General features: G+C 58.2%; 18 protein-coding genes. 4 read left to right on the top strand and 14 right to left on the bottom strand.

All coding sequences use genetic code 11. The features are described 5' to 3' along the window. The 3 genes from ACR0BZ_RS09815 to ACR0BZ_RS09825 form a co-directional block, all read right to left on the bottom strand. Nucleotides 1-208 (bottom strand): DUF1636 family protein (locus ACR0BZ_RS09815; RefSeq protein ID WP_480920124.1); only part of this gene is annotated, 208 nt, incomplete at its 3' end. 1,145 nt (nt 209-1,353) lie between these two features. Beyond that, the gene (locus ACR0BZ_RS09820; RefSeq protein WP_247748073.1) at nt 1,354-1,977 is read right to left on the bottom strand and encodes a transglutaminase-like cysteine peptidase; all 624 of its coding nucleotides are present in this window, start codon (nt 1,975-1,977) and stop codon (nt 1,354-1,356) included. 348 nt (nt 1,978-2,325) lie between these two features. Continuing rightward, the gene (locus tag ACR0BZ_RS09825; protein ID WP_170634682.1) at nt 2,326-2,742 is read right to left on the bottom strand and encodes a MerR family transcriptional regulator; all 417 of its coding nucleotides are present in this window, start codon (nt 2,740-2,742) and stop codon (nt 2,326-2,328) included. Between the two features lie 37 nt (nt 2,743-2,779). Here ACR0BZ_RS09825 and ACR0BZ_RS09830 point away from each other — a divergent pair, with 37 nt between their 5' ends. Beyond that, complete coding sequence (locus ACR0BZ_RS09830; protein WP_475220189.1) at nt 2,780-3,211, top strand: hypothetical protein; 432 nt, start codon at nt 2,780-2,782, stop codon at nt 3,209-3,211. A 4-nt stretch (nt 3,212-3,215) separates the two neighbouring features. Next, complete coding sequence (locus ACR0BZ_RS09835) at nt 3,216-3,434, top strand: GDCCVxC domain-containing (seleno)protein (RefSeq protein WP_247748072.1); 219 nt, start codon at nt 3,216-3,218, stop codon at nt 3,432-3,434. A gap of 211 nt (nt 3,435-3,645) precedes the next feature. Here the strand turns inward: ACR0BZ_RS09835 and ACR0BZ_RS09840 are convergent, their stop codons facing one another. Both ACR0BZ_RS09840 and ACR0BZ_RS09845 read right to left on the bottom strand, forming a co-directional pair. Further along, on the bottom strand, nt 3,646-4,122 hold the full coding sequence (locus tag ACR0BZ_RS09840) for a DUF411 domain-containing protein (RefSeq protein WP_170634686.1): 477 nt from the start codon (nt 4,120-4,122) through the stop codon (nt 3,646-3,648). 284 nt (nt 4,123-4,406) lie between these two features. Continuing rightward, nucleotides 4,407-4,820, bottom strand: coding sequence for a heavy metal-responsive transcriptional regulator (locus tag ACR0BZ_RS09845; RefSeq protein ID WP_170634687.1), 414 nt, complete (start codon nt 4,818-4,820; stop codon nt 4,407-4,409). Nucleotides 4,821-4,909: 89 nt separating this feature from the next. Here ACR0BZ_RS09845 and ACR0BZ_RS09850 point away from each other — a divergent pair, with 89 nt between their 5' ends. Then, nucleotides 4,910-5,938, top strand: coding sequence for a lysylphosphatidylglycerol synthase domain-containing protein (locus ACR0BZ_RS09850; RefSeq protein WP_170634689.1), 1,029 nt, complete (start codon nt 4,910-4,912; stop codon nt 5,936-5,938). Continuing rightward, on the top strand, nt 5,925-7,175 hold the full coding sequence (locus ACR0BZ_RS09855) for an MFS transporter (protein ID WP_170634691.1): 1,251 nt from the start codon (nt 5,925-5,927) through the stop codon (nt 7,173-7,175). The genes ACR0BZ_RS09850 and ACR0BZ_RS09855 overlap by 14 nt, the downstream gene beginning before the upstream one ends. Before the next feature lie 291 nt (nt 7,176-7,466). On the opposite strand, the gene petA is transcribed toward ACR0BZ_RS09855, so the two are convergent. The 9 genes from petA to ACR0BZ_RS09900 form a co-directional block, all read right to left on the bottom strand. Beyond that, a complete protein-coding gene (gene petA, locus ACR0BZ_RS09860) occupies nt 7,467-8,015 on the bottom strand; it encodes a ubiquinol-cytochrome c reductase iron-sulfur subunit (RefSeq protein ID WP_170634693.1) in 549 nt (182 codons plus the stop codon). Between the two features lie 325 nt (nt 8,016-8,340). Continuing rightward, nucleotides 8,341-8,619: a DUF2933 domain-containing protein gene (locus ACR0BZ_RS09865; protein WP_170634695.1), complete on the bottom strand. Its 279-nt coding sequence runs from the start codon at nt 8,617-8,619 to the stop codon at nt 8,341-8,343. After that, a complete protein-coding gene (locus ACR0BZ_RS09870; RefSeq protein ID WP_267362941.1) occupies nt 8,616-9,950 on the bottom strand; it encodes an APC family permease in 1,335 nt (444 codons plus the stop codon). The genes ACR0BZ_RS09865 and ACR0BZ_RS09870 overlap by 4 nt, the downstream gene beginning before the upstream one ends. Further along, complete coding sequence (locus tag ACR0BZ_RS09875) at nt 9,947-12,232, bottom strand: copper-transporting P-type ATPase (protein WP_170634748.1); 2,286 nt, start codon at nt 12,230-12,232, stop codon at nt 9,947-9,949. The genes ACR0BZ_RS09870 and ACR0BZ_RS09875 overlap by 4 nt, the downstream gene beginning before the upstream one ends. Before the next feature lie 132 nt (nt 12,233-12,364). After that, complete coding sequence (locus tag ACR0BZ_RS09880; protein ID WP_170634697.1) at nt 12,365-13,414, bottom strand: YncE family protein; 1,050 nt, start codon at nt 13,412-13,414, stop codon at nt 12,365-12,367. A 132-nt stretch (nt 13,415-13,546) separates the two neighbouring features. Next, nucleotides 13,547-13,906: a hypothetical protein gene (locus ACR0BZ_RS09885; protein ID WP_170634699.1), complete on the bottom strand. Its 360-nt coding sequence runs from the start codon at nt 13,904-13,906 to the stop codon at nt 13,547-13,549. An 84-nt stretch (nt 13,907-13,990) separates the two neighbouring features. Beyond that, entirely contained in the window at nt 13,991-14,359 is a 369-nt protein-coding gene (locus tag ACR0BZ_RS09890) for a hypothetical protein (protein ID WP_267362940.1), read from the bottom strand. Further along, the gene (locus ACR0BZ_RS09895; protein WP_371811950.1) at nt 14,356-15,078 is read right to left on the bottom strand and encodes a TVP38/TMEM64 family protein; all 723 of its coding nucleotides are present in this window, start codon (nt 15,076-15,078) and stop codon (nt 14,356-14,358) included. Before ACR0BZ_RS09895 ends, ACR0BZ_RS09890 begins: the two co-directional genes overlap by 4 nt. A 252-nt stretch (nt 15,079-15,330) precedes the next feature. After that, nucleotides 15,331-15,888 carry an EF-hand domain-containing protein gene (locus ACR0BZ_RS09900; protein WP_247748071.1) on the bottom strand — a complete coding sequence of 186 codons (558 nt, stop codon included), beginning with the start codon at nt 15,886-15,888 and terminating at the stop codon, nt 15,331-15,333. Nucleotides 15,889-15,963: the final 75 nt, after the last annotated feature.

Here is a 15,963-nt window from a genome sequence, read left to right on the forward strand (position 1 = left end):
CGACAACCGTAACCTCACCGAAAAGATAGGCGGTCTTGCCGCTTTGTCGCACCGCCAACGTCTGTGGTCGGTGACAACCGGACATGCAATCCACTTGCTGCAACTCGGCTTGCACCCCCGATGCCTCCAGCGTTGCGGCTAATTGATCATAAAGGGTGGAATCCGCGTCGCGGCAGGTTCTGCAAAGCGTGAGGTTAGGTAGGCACATGCGTCAGGCTGATCCTTGATCGAGAACTTCCATCTGAGATTTCATATTTGCTGGTCGGTTGTTAGCTCAGTTTCAATACGTGTTTTGACTCTAAGTCTGGAAAAGAGTCCATACTCAGGCAGGAAGGACACATGAGCCCTAGCCCTCGAAAACTTTGCAAATACACCGAGTGCGAGACGGGGATTTGGCAGGGCGAAGAAGCAACCATCAGACGAAAAAATTTTTAAGTTTCTACGTGAGACTGAGCTGAAGCAGGTGGTAGGCGATGAAGTGGAAACAGCTCACGCGAAACATCTTTGTTCTTCAATAATCTGAAACAGCATTGCCTCCGGGATCGGCTCGCCATGACACGCCTATTTTCAGGTCCGCGCGCACCGCGCCTCCCAAGGCGAATTCCGAGACGCGACAGGTTCTTGTTGCGCGTAACTAGGTTCGTTCTATCGTCAATTACAGTCTAGATCCGGGACATATAGCGGGGTTCGTGCTTGATGGTTACCTTTCGGTTACCACGACCGATCATGGGACTGAATGCGTAGCGACAACCGACGACATTCAAAAGGAAGTACGCTGATGCGAAACGCCTCGGCATTAACAACTTTTCTGTCTGCGTCACTACAACCGAGGATCGCCCATGCCGCCATCGGTTCTCGCCGCAACCCGGTGTGATGGGTGTTGTGATAACGGCATATCTCCGGGTGCAGCCAGTCTTCGAACTCCTCCAATGTCATCGACGCAGTGCCGGAGCCGTCGCATTTCCCCTTATCCTTGGGGGATAATTGCGTTCTTCCCTAAAGTAGATGAACGGCCTCCATGGTCGTCCTAATCAGGCGTTCGATATCTTCGCCGTAACGCGCTCGACCCGGTGGCCTTTACTTGACGGAGATACTCCAATCTGAGCGGGTCAAATGGAAGGTTTCGCTGCGGAAACGCGCCCATTGTCTACGTGTATGGCTTGCGGAATCCCAACAGTAGGCCAATACGACACCTCCGAGATATCTGGCGCGCGGATCGAATTCGTTCACACGCAATGGTGCAAACACAAGCAGATGGACGAGTCGGACTGAGCATCGAAACTCAACTATGCGCCCAGAACAATGCAGGTCGTGACATCAATTGCGAGAGGCAACCAATGTCTACCCAATGGTTTAGCCGCTAGAAACCTGTACCCAACGATCAGGGTGAATCGGGTCCTGTATTCGTAGGAAAAGATACCTTGTTTCCTTCCACGTTTTGATCCTGTTGGTAACATTGTCCAGAACCAAATCGCCTTCACTCGAGCGATAGACTAGAACAGCATGGCCATTGCGATTGGTGTCCAAGACGGTCGCGATTAGTAGCTTCGTAGGATCCACACCGTTCTGCACAAGTTCAAACTTCTTTTGCAAAGCGAAGTCTTCGCAATCTCCTGACCCTTGCGTCGGCAGTGTCCAGTATTCCTTTGTCCCGTATTGGCTTTGATCCGAAACGGCACGGATTCTCCGATTGACGCGCGTGTTGATCGTTTTAACGATCTGATTTTCTTGTGCCACGGACAGACCAGAACTACGAGCGCTCGCGCACGCCCAAGAGTAATCTTTGCATAGTGTTTTGGCACCGGATGGCGCTTCAATCTTTCTGTCAAGACCGATCGAGGGAAGCTCAGAGGCTTGTAATGTAGCGGCAGACACAAAAAAGCTGCATATAAAACAGATCATTGGGAGATAACCCAGCAGGTTTTTCGATAACATTCTCTGAACTAACGTGGGATTTGTCATATCTGCCTTCTCCATGCTCGTTCCTCGAAGGTATCCAAACTTCCGGGGCCAATGTATTTTATTCCAAGCCTTCATGTGCCTTGAGGCATTGCAACTGCTTCTTAGCCTCTAGGGGTAAAGCGGCAAAAATTTGCAGATTCTTTGGTATTTCTTCCTTAGTTGACAGCATCAGAGCATCCACGCCATCACCAGTCCGGCATAGCTAACAGCGCGAACTAGAGGGTAAGCTGATCGCAATTCTCTCATTCAACAAAAATACAACACAGATCGGCCGTCATCGCTTAAGGTTACGAAATACTGGGACAATGAAGCCGCTCCTCCCCAAACTGAGACAGGCAGTTTCGGTTTTTCCGGGCGCTGCAATTAGTGACCGCTAATGACATCTTTGACGACAGGCTCGTTGAGCAACGCCGTTAGCAGGGGGCATGCTGCTCCTTCAGTACAGGTCTGCACAAGTTCTACCAATGCTTGCTCCAGCCGTTGGAGAGCGGCGATCTTTGACCTGACCTTGTCGAGATGTTTTGTTGCGACGTCTTCGGCGTCACGACAGGCTTGCTCCGGCGCTTTGGACAATTCGCGAAGTGCGCATGCATCCTGAATAGTGAAGCCAAGATCGCGGCAGCGTTTGATGAATCTGAGCTCGGATATTTCCCGTTCCGTGTAAGCGCGGCGCCCCGAGGCGGTTCGACCGGTTTTCTCGACTATGCCTTCCCGTTCGTAGTAGCGGATCGTCTCGACCGACAGGCCGGTCAATCTCGCCACTTCGCCAATCGCAATCATGTGATGACCTTTCCCTTGAACCTGTAGCCACTACAGGATGCATATTGTCGGTCATGATGTCGAATTTCGCAAACCGCACGAAGCAAAAATCGAGGAAGCCGAACCGGCTTCCGCTCAAGATCGTCAAAGTCGGAGAAAGCAGACTATGAGCAAGTTTGTAGGGGCGAGTTTTCTTGGATCGTTTACCGCATTTGGCGTTGCGACCTGCTGCATCTTGCCGATGGCCTTGATTTTACTTGGCTTGGGAGGGGGCTGGCTGGCCGTATTTGGCAAGATTGCCGCCGCGAGTTATTACGTGCTCGGCGGTTCGACGGCCCTGCTGTTTCTCTCTGGCATCGTCGCGTACCGCCATGGTTCACTCGACCGCCTCAAATGGTGGCTGACAGGCAGTTTTGCGTTAACGACCATCGCTTGGGTTATCGTACTCAACGAAATCCGAATAAATGATTTCCTGATAACCTTAATGTGACGCCATGAGTGAAGAACGCCCGAACCTTGTCAGCACGATCATCTGCCCGGAATGTGGACATTCAAGACCTGAAACGATGCCAACAGATGCGTGCCAGTGGTTCTACGAATGCACATCTTGCGGAAAAGTCCTGAAGCCACTTCCCGGCGATTGCTGCGTCTACTGTTCCTACGGATCGGCCCCATGCCCGCCAATTCAGGCGGGCGACAAATGCTGCGGTTGATACGGCGACCGGGATGTCGGTTTTGTCCGCAAAGCCGGTCATCAGGCTTGGCGGACGCAGGTATTTTTTCACCGTAGGCTGGAACTTGCCCGGTAGGACAAGGCAGGCGTGAAGTCACGGATCAACTGGTTTGCCGTGAAGAATGTCACGTAAACCGGGCAGAACAAGCGAGCGCCGTGTTTTTCAGGATCTTGCCAGCGCCGTCGGGACTTCATACGGCCGGGTAGCTGGCAAACACCTCTGTGGTTCCATCCTTGCGGATCAGGAAGACGTCAAAGGCTTCGCGTTCGCTTTCCGGCCCCATGCCTGGCGAGCCGAACGGCATTCCGGGAACCGACAGTCCGACAGCATCCGGGTGTTCGCCCAGCAGGCGCCGGATGTCAGCGGGCGGGACGTGTCCTTCGATCATGTAGCCCTCCGCGCGGCCCGTGTGGCATGACATCATGCCCTCTGGAATACCGTTGGCGGTTTTGTAAGCGTTCAAGGCCTCCCAGGCACTGTTTTCCACGCTTAATTCAAAGCCTTCCGCCCGCATGATTTTGATCCACGAGCCGCAGCATCCGCAATTCGGATCCTTCAGGACATGGATGAAACGGTCGGTTTTCGCGAAGGCGGGAAGCGCCGCGCTTCCCGCAAGGGCCGCGGCTCCTTGCATCACGCGGCGGCGGCTCAGGTTATTCGTCGTCATGTTCCCTCCGGGGAAAACTTGTCTTGAACCGATGTGAAAGCGCACCGGCAGGGTTGAATGCGGATCGCAGATACGAGACTGCCATATTCGTTACCCTCGGATACTCATCAGATATGGCTTTCTGGGCGACGGAGGGATTTCTCACAATGATCTGGCGCAAACTCTGCTCGGAGACGGAACCCTCGCTCTCCTTTTTTCGCTGCACCAGCCACTCTGGGTCTTGCTTGGCAATAACCCGGTTCGCAAGCAACTCCGCTACCCTCCGATCAAGGCCGGAATTGCGCCTATTTCTCACTGCTGCGTTCTATGGCACCCACGATCGAACAGTTCTGAATTCCACCACGCCCCGGACACGCCGCTATCAGCTCGTCCAGATTGTTCCTCAACCGTACAAGCCCGTCGATCCGTTCCTGAATTTCGTCCCGCTTTTTGCGCGCTCTGGCCTGCATCGCGACGCACTCGGTATTTGGTACCGTGCGCAACTCCAGAATTTCCGCGATTTCTGCCAGCGAAAATCCGAGCTTCTTAGCGCCGGATATGAATTTCAGCCGCCAAAGCGTGTCACCACCATAGTCCCGCGCGCCGCCGTCAATTGGGCGCGGCGGCTGAGTGACAAGGCCCTTCCTTTCATAAAATCGGATCGTCTCGACGCCTATCCCGGTCTCGCGCGCGGCCTGGCCGATCTTAAGTGGTTGCATCGCGGTCTCCCTCCTTCACCGGCATCTTGACACCGTATCATGATACGGAGGTTAAAACATTGGGGTCTTGGTGCTTGCGAGGATGTCATATGCGGATCTTCCTGAAACGGTGGCTGCTGCCGATATTCGGCTCCGCCCTGGCGCTCTATCTGGTGTTTGCGCTCTACGGCAGCCTCGATTTTGCGCTGTTTCTGCAGGGCCTGCGCGGAGCCAACATGTTCTGGATCGCGATTCTTGCCGCCACCATCCTGCTGGAGCAGCTGATGAGCGGCTGGAAGTGGCGGCAGATCCTGTTCGACGTGAAACCGGTCGGCACCCTGCGGCTGACGGGGGCGCTACTGGCAGGTTATGGCGCAAATGTCCTTGTCCCGCTCGGCATCAGCCCGCTGGTCCGGGCCTGGCTGGTTGCTCGGCTCGACCGCTTGAAGATGGCGACCGTGCTTGCAACCGCGATCATCGCCCGGTTCCTCGACGGCGTCGTTTTCGCCCTTTTTGCCGGAGCGGTGGCCGCCGCCGGCCAGATTCCACAGATCGAGGGTGACCTGCGGCTGGGATTGAGCGTTGCGGGCCTGTTGAACCTGATGCTTTTCGGCAGCCTGCTTTGGGTTCTGTTCCGGTTCCGCGCGTCACTTCTGAGCGAAGACCCTCTGGTCTGCCGACTCTTCGACTGGGCTGCCGCCCGCATCGGGGCCGATGGCGCGTATCTGCGCACCGCGCTCGGTGAAGGGATTGTCTGGCCACAGGCACGGGCCCGCCGCATCGCCGCCATTGCCGCAGCCATTGCGGGTAAGCTGGTGGCGACAACCCATTTCCTGTGGGCCGGGCTGGCGGTTGGCGTGGTGCTGAGCGCGTGGGATTACCTGTTCCTGATGGTGTTTGCCGGGTTCGCCATGGTTCTGGGTCGTTTCGTGCGCATCCCGGCGAGCTTTGTCTTTGGGGCGGGGTTCGCGCTCAAGGTGCTTGGCGTTCCGGACGAAACCGCCCTTCTGATGATCCTGTTCAACTATGTGCTGACGATCCTTCTGGTGGTCGGGATCGGCCTGACGGTGTTGTGGCAGAGCGGCATCGACATCCGCCGCGCCCGGGCGGAGGCAGAGGCGGCGAATGGCAAGGCGTAATCCCGAAGACACGAGATTTTGGCGGATCGCCGGTGCTGGTGCGGTGTTTCAGGGCGGGTCGGCGGCGGTGGACAGCGCGACGGTAGTGGCCAGTCTGGTGCATATGCTGACCGGTAGCGCGCTGGCCGTGGGCTATGCCAGCACGGTCCTGCGTCTTGGCTGGCTGCTGCCCCAGTTCGCGGTGGGCTACCTCGCCGAGCGCACCGATCGGCGGATGCCGTTCTACGCCCTTGGTGCCTATGGGCGGGCGATCACGGTCGCGATGATTGGTATTCTTCTGTGGTGGGGGGCCGACTGGCCTCAGGTCGATTGGCCTCCGGTTCCGCTGGCGCTCGGGATGCTGGGATTGTGGACGGTCTATGCCTTTGCCAGCGGCGTGGTCGCGGTGCCCTACAACGACATCGTCGGCCGGGCGATCCCGTCCGAGCGCCGCAGCCGGATGTTGGCCTGGCGCTTTTTCGGCGGCGGTGTTCTGGCGGTTCTGGTGGCGGGCGTTCTGCGACTCGCGCTCGACGTGATGCCGCCGCTCAGGGCCTATGCGCTGATATTCTGGCTCGGCGCGGTGCTGATGATCGTCTCTGCGACGCTTTTTGTCTCCGCGGGTGAGGCCGCTACCGCTGCAAGGGCGCCACGGGACCGTCCTGCCAATCTGCCTGGATTTCTGCGCGAAGGTTTCTCGACGCTGCGGCAGGACCGCCGGTTCCGGCTGTTCCTGATCTTCCAATGGCTTGGTGCAGCGACGCTGATGGCGTTGCCGTTCTATGTCGTTGCCGCCAGCCGCAGCGGCCTCGGGGCGGCGGATGTCGGAACGCTGTTGGCGGCGCAGACTGTCGGCGCGCTGGCCTCGAATCCGCTCTGGGGCCACATCGGAGACCAGGCGGGCAAATTGCGCCTGCTGGGGATAGTGGCACTGGTGCGTCTCGGACCTCCGGTGCTGGTTTTGCTGCTTGTGGTCACGGGTTCGGGGCTGACCAGTTTCGCGGTGCTGTTCTTCCTGATCGGCGCGATGATGAACGGCGTGACCATCGGCTATCTCGGCTACTTGCTGGAGATCTCGCCCGACGACCGCCGCCCGGCCTATTCCGCGTGGTTCAACAGCTTTGCGGCCCCGGCGGCGCTGGCGCCGCTTGTGGGCGGTGTGGTGGTCAGCATGATCGCCATCGAAGCCGTGTTCATCGCTGCGATCCTGGCCGCGCTGGGACAGGTCGCGATCGCCGCGCGGCTTACACGGGGTTGAAATAGCACCTTGTTCAGGACCAAAGCGTTTCCTCTCAACCCGCAATTCAGATGCGATCCTGTCAAAAGGCAAGATGGCATGTCTAAACATGGGCGAAGCAGAAACCTTGAGCGCAGCGATTAGAATTGTTCCGTTCAGAACATGACGGCGAGGTCTCTTCTCGAAAACTCCAGAAAGCGGGGTACATGTCGAATTCCGCCACATAGCATCGCGGCGCTGATCGAGGGATATTCGAGGACTGACAAACGAACCTGGTGAGGCACGCGCCTCTGAACAAAGTTCACCGCGCCGTCACCCAATTTTGACCCGTGTGTCGGTGACGAACTCGTAAGGGGGCAGATCGAGGTTGCGGGGCGCGGGGCCTTTCCGAATTCTACCAGACGTGTCGTAATGTGAACCGTGACACGGACAGAACCAACCGTCCCAGTCTCCGGTGGGTTCGCTGCCGCCCTGCCCGAGTGGTATGCATCCCAGATGGGTGCAAACGCCAATAACTACCAGCCATTCCGGTCGCTGTACGCGCTCGGCGTCAGGTTGCGGGTCGATCATTGGTGCATCGTCTTCTGCTATCGCCAGCGCGATCCGCTCTTTAGTCCGGTGGTCTATAAAGATCGGCTTGCCTTTCCATTTAACAGTGATCCTCGTTCCTGGTCCGACACCTTCAAGATCTATGTCGACAACGGCTTGGGCGGAGATGTCTGCACTGGGGTTCATGCTGTTAACAAGTGGCCAGACCGCCGTGCCCGTGGCCACGATGGCGGCACCGCCGGTGACGAAGTATAAGAAATCGCGCCGAGTTTCAGGCTCTGAAGGTGCCTGTCTTTCAGAAAATTCAGACATATTGTTCCTCCTGTGCGTCAGGACGGGTTCATCGAATGATAGGACTCGGACGAGGTGGATCAGTCGCCTTGGTCCTCTTCTTCACCGCGATGCCCCATTCCCTATTCATCAGAGTGATCTTCGTCGGTGTCACCGTGCAATGCCTTTACAGGCAGTGCACCGGCCGTCAGGTGCAGTTCAATTGCTGCTCTCCGAATTGGATTTGCTAACATGGCAATTTCCCTTCCTTATTGGGTTACAAATTTGTTCTGATCAGTTGGCCGTTGCTGCTCCTTGTTGCGCAGTGTTCTTGCCGCAAAGCCTCCAGCCATACAGGGCGCCGTTCTCAGTGTTTGCCGTGGCCGCGATGCATTAAGAAATGCATGCCCACGCAGACCAGCAAGAACAGCAACGGAGAACTGAGCAAAGGATAGAGTGTCTCGCGGTATTCCCAGCCCAGAACAGCGGCGCCCAACGCGATCGCAATGACAACCGGGAGCCAATTACGCTTGGCACCGTTGGCCGTCTGATCTTCGGTTTTGGGCGCTTCGGCCGTTACGTCATAGCTGACCCTTTCGGTCGTCTCCTGTGTGGCGCGGGTTTCGTCGAAATTTGATTGGGTCATAGCTGATTTGCCTCCTTTTCGATGATCCATTGTTTGAGAAAGATGCGCTCATAGACGAAGACCAAGCCGATGCCAGCAACGGCATATACTACGATCATCGGGTCGGAGCGCAGCTTGAGTATTGTGAACGCGGTCAGGACTACGCAGTCCAGCGCCAGGGCGGTTAACAAGACCCATCCACGGGCTTTGATCTGACCGCGCAAGCGTCGCCAGACACCCCAATGCACCGCCATGTCCATCACCAGGTAAAAGAACGCCCCCAACGAGGCGATGCGAGACAGGTCGAACAACACCGCAAGCAGGCCCGCAATCACGACCGTGTAGATCAGCGTGTGAGACTGGATGCTGCCCGTCATGCCGAAATGGCTGTGCGGGATCATTTTCATGTCGGTCAGCATCGCCAGCATCCGGGACACAGCAAAAACGCTGGCGATCAGCCCCGAGGCCGTCGCCACCATCGCCAGCGCCACGGTCAGGTAGAACCCGCCCTGCCCCAGCACCGGCCTGGCAGCCTCGGCCAGGGCATAGTCCTGCGCCGCGCGGATTTGCTCGGGCGGCAGGCTGACACCGACGGCAAGGGCGACCAGCAGGTAGACCACCGCGCAGATCGCGATCGAGATCATGATGGTGCGCCCGACATTGCGGTGCGGGTCGAGGATCTCGGCCCCGCTGTTGGTGATGGTGGTAAAGCCCTTGAAGGCGAGGATCGACAGGGCTACCGAGGCGACGAACCCCAGCGGCGCGGCCGGTTCCGAGCCCTGAACCTGCCAGGTTCCGCCCGCAGCCCAAAGTGCGGCGATGCCGAATATTGCGATCCCGCCGATCTTGAGCGCCGACATGATGATCGACCACAACCCCACGGACCGGTTGCCCGACCGGTTCACCGCATAGGCAAAGACGATCAGCGCAACCGCGACCAAAGGCACCAGCGGTCCGCTCTCGATGTTGAACGGGCGGAGCGCATAGCTCGCGAATGTACGCGCGACGAGGCTTTCGTTGATCACCATCGACAGCGCCATCAGCAGCGAGGCCGCCGCCGCAACCGCCCCGGGCCCGTAGGCCTTGGTCAGGATCATGGCGATGCCGCCCGATGAGGGCCAGGCGTTGGACATGGCGATATAGGTATAAGCGCTGAAACCCGTCACCACGGCCCCGACCACGAAGGACAGCGGAAACCACGGCCCCGCCAGCCCGGCGATCTGTCCGGTCAGTGCAAATATCCCCGCGCCGATCATAACGCCGGTACCCATGGCGACGGCCCCGGTCAGCGAGATTGATCCGGGCTTCAGCGCGCCACTGGCGCCGTGCGTACTATGCTTGTGCGTGCTCAAATCTTCGCCCCCCGCAATCGCAGCGCATTTAACACCACTGAAATCGACGAAGCGCTCATGGCGAAGGCGGCGAACATCGGGCTGATCAGGATGCCGAAAAGCGGGAACAGAAGACCCGCCGCCACCGGAACGCCCGAGGCGTTGTAGATCAGGGCAAAGAATAGATTCTGCCGGATATTGCGCATGGTAGCGCGGGCCAGCCTTCGGGCGCGCACGATGCCATCGAGGCTACCGTTGACCAGCGTGAAGCCTGCACTTTCGATCGCCACGTCGGCGCCGGTGCCCATGGCGATGCCCACATCGGACTGCGCTAACGCGGGTGCGTCGTTCACTCCGTCACCCGCCATGGCGACCTTTGCGCCTTTCTCCTGCAGTTCGCGAATTATGCGGGCCTTGTCCTCAGGTAGAACGTCGGCTCGAATCTCATCGATACCCAGACGTTCGGCCACCGCCTTTGCAGTGCGTTCGTTGTCGCCAGTCGCCATGATAATTCGGAAACCCAACTCGTGCAGTGCTTTCAGTGCTGCAGGCGTGGTTTCCTTGACCGGGTCTGCGACGCTGACCAACCCTGCCACTGAACCATCAAGCATCACGAACATTACCGTTTCGCCGTCATCCCGGCGCGCATCGGCCTTGGCCGTCAGATCGGTCGCCTCGAGTCCGAGATCGGTGACCAGTTTCAGGTTGCCGAGCGCGACGGGGCGGCCATCCACCGTGCCTTTCACGCCTTTACCAGTCACCGCCTCGAAGTCACTGGCGTCGGACAGGGCCACGCCACGTTCCTCGGCACCTGTGACGATTGCCTCAGCTAACGGGTGCTCCGAGCCCTTCTCCAGCGTCGCAGCCAGCCGCAGCACCTCGGCCTCGTCATGGCCGGGTTCAGGTAACACAGCCACCAGCTGCGGCTTGCCCATGGTCAGAGTGCCAGTTTTGTCGACGATCAAGGTATCGACCTTCTCGAACCGTTCCAGAGCTTCGGCGTTTTTGATCAAAACTCCGGCTTGTGCACCTCTCCCCGTGGCCGTCATGATCGACATCGGAGTGGCCAAGCCAAGCGCGCACGGGCAAGCTATGATCAGTACCGACACCGCTGCGATCAAGGCGTAGGAGAGTGCCGGAGCCGGTCCCCAAACCGCCCATGCAATGAAGGCCAATACAGCGATGCCAATGACCGCTGGCACGAACCATCCGGCAACTTTGTCGGCGTATTTCTGGATCGGTGCGCGCGAGCGTTGCGCGTTGGCCACCATTTCGACAATCTGGGACAGCATTGTGTCAGAGCCCACTCGGGTTGCTTCGATTACAAGACTACCGGTGCCGTTGATTGTGGCCCCTGTGACCGGCTCGCCTTGTACCTTTTCGACCGGAACCGGTTCGCCAGAGATCATGCTTTCGTCAACAGATGAGCGCCCTTCGAGTACAATGCCGTCTACTGGCACCTTGTCGCCGGGGCGTACGCGAAGGCGGTCACCTACCTGTACTTCTTCAAGCGGAATTTCCTCTTCACTGCTGTCAGGGCGGATAATGCGGGCGGTCTTTGCGGCCATGTCCAGCAAAGCGCGGATTGCCTTTCCTGTGCCTTCGCGTGCCCGCAGTTCCATCACCTGCCCGAGCAGAACAAGTGTAACGATAACTGCGGCAGCCTCGAAATAGACCCCAACATGGCCTTCTGAATCTCGAAAACCGTCCGGAAATATGTGGGGCATCAATACGGCGACAACGCTGAACAGCCACGCGGCCGAAACCCCCATGGCAATCAACGAGAACATGTTCAGGTTCATGGTGCGAAACGAATTCCACCCTCGTTCCAGAAATGGCCAACCGCACCAAAGAACGACCGGAGTGCCAAGTATCAGTTCAATCCATAGGGTTGTTCGCTCACCAAAAATCTCTCGCACACCAGACAGCCCAACGTAGGGGCCCATCGTGAAAACCAAAAGCGGCAGCGTCAGAACCGCACCTACCCACAGGCGCCGGGTGAAATCCACCAGTTCCGGGTTCGGCCCCTCGTCCACCATCGCCGCGCTTTCCAGCTCCAACCCCATGCCGCAGAGTGGGCAGGACCCAGGATGGGTTTGCCGCACCTGCGGATGCATCGGGCAGGTATATACGGGTCCGTCATAGCCTGTCGGAACGATGTCATATTCACCGTTGTCGTCCGTCGCGCCATGATGCGCGGAATGATGGTGATGCGCATGCGCATCCACCTCGCCCTCGGGCACAAGGTGCATCCCGCATTTGGGACAGTCGCCGGGCCCAGATTGACGCACGTCAGAATGCATGGGGCAGACGTAAGCGATCTCGGTCGGACCGTTCGCGTGGATTCTGATGTCGTGGTCTTCTGTCATGTTCTGCTCCCTGGTTTAAGCTTTGGTCGTAGAGCCGTTTAATTACACAATGCCGGGCACAGTCCTTCAGGGCAGAACAACCATCTGGTGGCCCTCACCCAGTATCGGCACTTCGGTAATAGCCGTCAGGCTGACTTGATCGACGATCCAGACCTTCGGTTCGGTTCGGCTTGATACCATCACTTTGCCTGAGTTCGGTATGGTCGTCAGGTGATAGGGTGCCGGTGACAGGTTGGTCGAGCGCTGTTTGCCCGTAGCAAGATCAATCGACAACAACCGGTCGGTGCCTTTGGCGGCCACGAACAGTACGGCCTCGCGGTCGGACAGGCCGATCCCGTGCAACTCGCCTCCTATGTCATAGGTTTCGGTGACAGAACCGCTGGCAAGATCTACGCGGAAGGCCTTGCCACCATCACTGTCGGCTACGAAGGCGGCGCTGCCGGTGGCGTTAAGTACAAGATGCTCAGGGCCTTCGCCGACGGGGATGTTGCGTACGACGAAGCCTTTGACGACATCCACTTCGCTAAGTGTACCGTTGCTGGTATTGGTGACATAGACCCTGTCGCCGTCAGGCGCGAATACCGCATAGTTGGGCATTGGCCCGGTTGCTACGAAACCAAGGAAGCTGAGCTTATCGAGATCGACGATCGAAATACCGTCACCGCCCGGATGGGTCGCCACCGCGAACTGCCCATCGGGCGAGACCGCAGTGTGATGCACCGCACCTGGAACCTCGATCTGGCGGACGACCTCGCGTGTTTCCGCATTAAGGATCGTCAGCAGGCTCCGCCCCTTGTCTTTGGGCAACACGGTGACATCGCGCTTGGCGTGGTGCGCGGCGTGTTCGTCCTGGGACATACCTTCGGGTTTTGGTGGCGTTGTGGCCTCGGTTTCTGCGTAGCTGCCCGCGACCAAGTACTTAACGCCGGGCGCGCCGGCCAGCCCATGGACCGCCACGAGCCTCGGCAGCCGCTCGACGGTCTTGCCGGTTTCGGAGTCGATCACCAGAACCGAGTCCGCGCTGCCTTCGGGAATGAACACGGTTGCCGCAAGCGTGAGTGAAGGCGCGGTCAAAGCTACTACAGACAGGCCAGCGGCCAGATTGAACAGGGTCATTTAGGTTTCCTTTCGTCAACTGAAACGCGCACCTTGGCGGGCACGTGCAGAAAAATCCGGTAGATGACGGCCATCAGGAAGGGCGTCAAAAGCAGGGTCAGAGCGATGGCCTTCATGGCTTTGTCCATTCAATCAGTTGAGTTTTGTGCGAGCCGCAAAGACATTGAACAGTCCGCCGAACAGCAACGCGGCGTACCAGCCGTAGAGAAACGCCCATAACAGTCCCAACAGGAATGAGGGCAGGCTGAGCCAAGTCATTCCGGGCATCAGGCCGATCCAAGCCCGGTACATGGCAAAACTTGGAAAGATCAGGTCAAAGGCCACGCACAGCAGGTAGGTTGCGGCCAGAAACAGGCTGAGCGCCCAGCCAAGGGTTGTCACCGGAACAACGGGATGATGTTCTTGTGTCCCCATCACACAGGGACCACAGGTCAGGCGCAACAGTGCGAATAGCACCACGCCCGTGACGAAAAAGTACAGAATGGTAAGCATGGTAAGTGTCCTGAACTGAGTTGGGCCGCAATCAACGGCTTGGGCAAGACCCCGGAGCGATTCCGGGGCCATTGCCGGTCACGTTCAGGACAGGTTTGGCGGATGTGGTAGTGGTGCGACCGGCAGGCTTGCGCGTGGCCGGAACCGTTCTGGCGCTACGAGCGTAGCAATACGCATCGAGAGCAATTCAGGTGCCGCCATAACTGCCATCGCATAACAGCCCGGGTGCACTGAGCAGTCTAATTCTTCTGATGGATGAGACGCGGGATACCCACCGCTGTCATCGATAACGAGCTCGGCCTGGGTGGCGGCCTTCGCGATGTCATGCCCGGCATGGGACGGCACAACAGAAATCAGCATCGAAACCACCAACGCACAGATCAACAGGACCTGCAGCCGGCCCATGGCTCGACCCGTCCGTGTCGCAGTTGATATCCATTGTGCGCGGATCACTTAGGGTTTCCTCCATTCTCCAACAGTTTAGGACCGCTTGGATCGGTCGCATTGATCTGGCTCAATTCGTGGTCTGAAGAGCCAACGGGCATCTTGCGTTTCCAAGCCAACCAAATAAGTGGCGCCCCCGTCAACAGCCCAAGCCCGATAACCGCAAGGCTGGTGCCGCCCGTCGCGGTTTCGGTAATCTGGCTGCCCAGATGGGCCAAAACGAAACTGGCCGGCAAGATTCCAGCCAAGGTGGCCAGTGCGAACCGCCAAAATTGAAGTCGGGTCAGACCAGCGGCATAGCTGACCATGTCGAAAGAAACGAAAGGCATCAGGCGGCTGGTGAACACGGTCAACATCAGGGCATTCTGCGATCCAAGCAACCCCATGTCCAGCTTGTCGCCGAACCACCGGCGCAGCGCGTCGCGCCCCAACCAACGGGCTATCAGGAACGCCAGCAGCGCCCCCAACTCCGCCCCGATAGCAACCAATGCGGTTCCCGGCCCATGCCCATATGCCACCCCGGCGGCGACAGCGATCGGAGCGCTGGGGATTGGGCTGGCAACCACTGCGGCTGTCATGAAGCCGATGATGACAATGGGTCCGAACGGGCCGGCCCAATCCACCCACGCAGTAATGACTTCGCGCGATAGTCCTGCGTCCAACGCGCCAGACAGCCACAACCAGATGGTGGCGATCAGCAACGCGATCAAAACCGCGATGAAAACCAAACGGCTATTGCTGTGCAGGCCTTCCAGCTTTCGTTCCTCCTATGACATAGCCCTCCACCCCTATACGGGAGTGACGGATTCCGAGGTCACTTAGCGATGTATTTGACCAGTGCCACGATCGCCAGAACGATCAACACTGCAATCAGCAACATCCAAATCATGCCAAACCCCATTCCAGCGCCATACCCCATCATCGCTTTGTTCCTCAGTGGTTTGTGGCCGAGTGCGATGACCCGGCTACACGGTTGCGTTTCAGTTGTTGGTTTCAGAAGACTTTGTCACAGGTTTCGAGGACTTCATGCCGTGTTTCGGCGACATCGTCTTCGCGCCTTTCTCGATTTCCCCTGTGGTCACCGCGCCATCGCCATTGGCATCCAGATGCTGAAATCGGTCCACCATAGTTTCGCGGATCATTCCGGAATGCAGCGCTTCGAACTCATCAATCGACAGGTTGCCATCTCCATTAACGTCATGCGCCTGCATCCGGGCCTTCAGACCTTCGGCGATCTCAGATTCGCTCGGGCGACCGTCCTCGTCCATGTCCAGAACCTCCATGTCCAGAACCGCCAGCCAGTTGCCGCCCATCATACCCTTACCATGCATACCACCCATCATCTGACCATGCATTTTCATCATCACTTGCATCATGCCTGCGTGATCGCCCATCATACCGCCGGGCGCACCCTGCATCATGCCGCCCTGATGGCCCTGCATCTGCGCGCTGCTGCCATGCTGACCGGCGGCAAGCGCGGGCAGCGCCATCAAAGTCGCGGCAATGGCTCCGGCGGCCAGCGTGAAGGTAACTTTCATGACTTTCACCTCTCGGGTTTTTGTTTCTACACAAAGCATATGGCCGCCCTCGGCCGCGCCACCACCCTCCTACTC

This window comes from Ruegeria sp. P8, assembly GCF_056534665.1.

Excerpts from the sequence above, each read along its gene's own strand:
- petA (WP_170634693.1), bottom strand. The coding sequence starts at position 8,015 with ATGTCTGAATTTTCTGAAAGACAGGCACCTTCAGAGCCTGAAACTCGG.
- ACR0BZ_RS09835 (WP_247748072.1), top strand. The coding sequence starts at position 3,216 with ATGAGTGAAGAACGCCCGAACCTTGTCAGCACGATCATCTGCCCGGAA.
- ACR0BZ_RS09820 (WP_247748073.1), bottom strand. The coding sequence starts at position 1,977 with ATGGAGAAGGCAGATATGACAAATCCCACGTTAGTTCAGAGAATGTTA.
- ACR0BZ_RS09850 (WP_170634689.1), top strand. The coding sequence starts at position 4,910 with ATGCGGATCTTCCTGAAACGGTGGCTGCTGCCGATATTCGGCTCCGCC.
- ACR0BZ_RS09880 (WP_170634697.1), bottom strand. The coding sequence starts at position 13,414 with ATGACCCTGTTCAATCTGGCCGCTGGCCTGTCTGTAGTAGCTTTGACC.
- ACR0BZ_RS09830 (WP_475220189.1), top strand. The coding sequence starts at position 2,780 with ATGCATATTGTCGGTCATGATGTCGAATTTCGCAAACCGCACGAAGCA.
- ACR0BZ_RS09865 (WP_170634695.1), bottom strand. The coding sequence starts at position 8,619 with ATGACCCAATCAAATTTCGACGAAACCCGCGCCACACAGGAGACGACC.
- ACR0BZ_RS09855 (WP_170634691.1), top strand. The coding sequence starts at position 5,925 with ATGGCAAGGCGTAATCCCGAAGACACGAGATTTTGGCGGATCGCCGGT.
- ACR0BZ_RS09840 (WP_170634686.1), bottom strand. The coding sequence starts at position 4,122 with ATGACGACGAATAACCTGAGCCGCCGCCGCGTGATGCAAGGAGCCGCG.
- ACR0BZ_RS09885 (WP_170634699.1), bottom strand. The coding sequence starts at position 13,906 with ATGCTTACCATTCTGTACTTTTTCGTCACGGGCGTGGTGCTATTCGCA.
- ACR0BZ_RS09900 (WP_247748071.1), bottom strand. The coding sequence starts at position 15,888 with ATGAAAGTTACCTTCACGCTGGCCGCCGGAGCCATTGCCGCGACTTTG.
- ACR0BZ_RS09825 (WP_170634682.1), bottom strand. The coding sequence starts at position 2,742 with ATGATTGCGATTGGCGAAGTGGCGAGATTGACCGGCCTGTCGGTCGAG.
- ACR0BZ_RS09875 (WP_170634748.1), bottom strand. The coding sequence starts at position 12,232 with ATGCATTCTGACGTGCGTCAATCTGGGCCCGGCGACTGTCCCAAATGC.
- ACR0BZ_RS09845 (WP_170634687.1), bottom strand. The coding sequence starts at position 4,820 with ATGCAACCACTTAAGATCGGCCAGGCCGCGCGCGAGACCGGGATAGGC.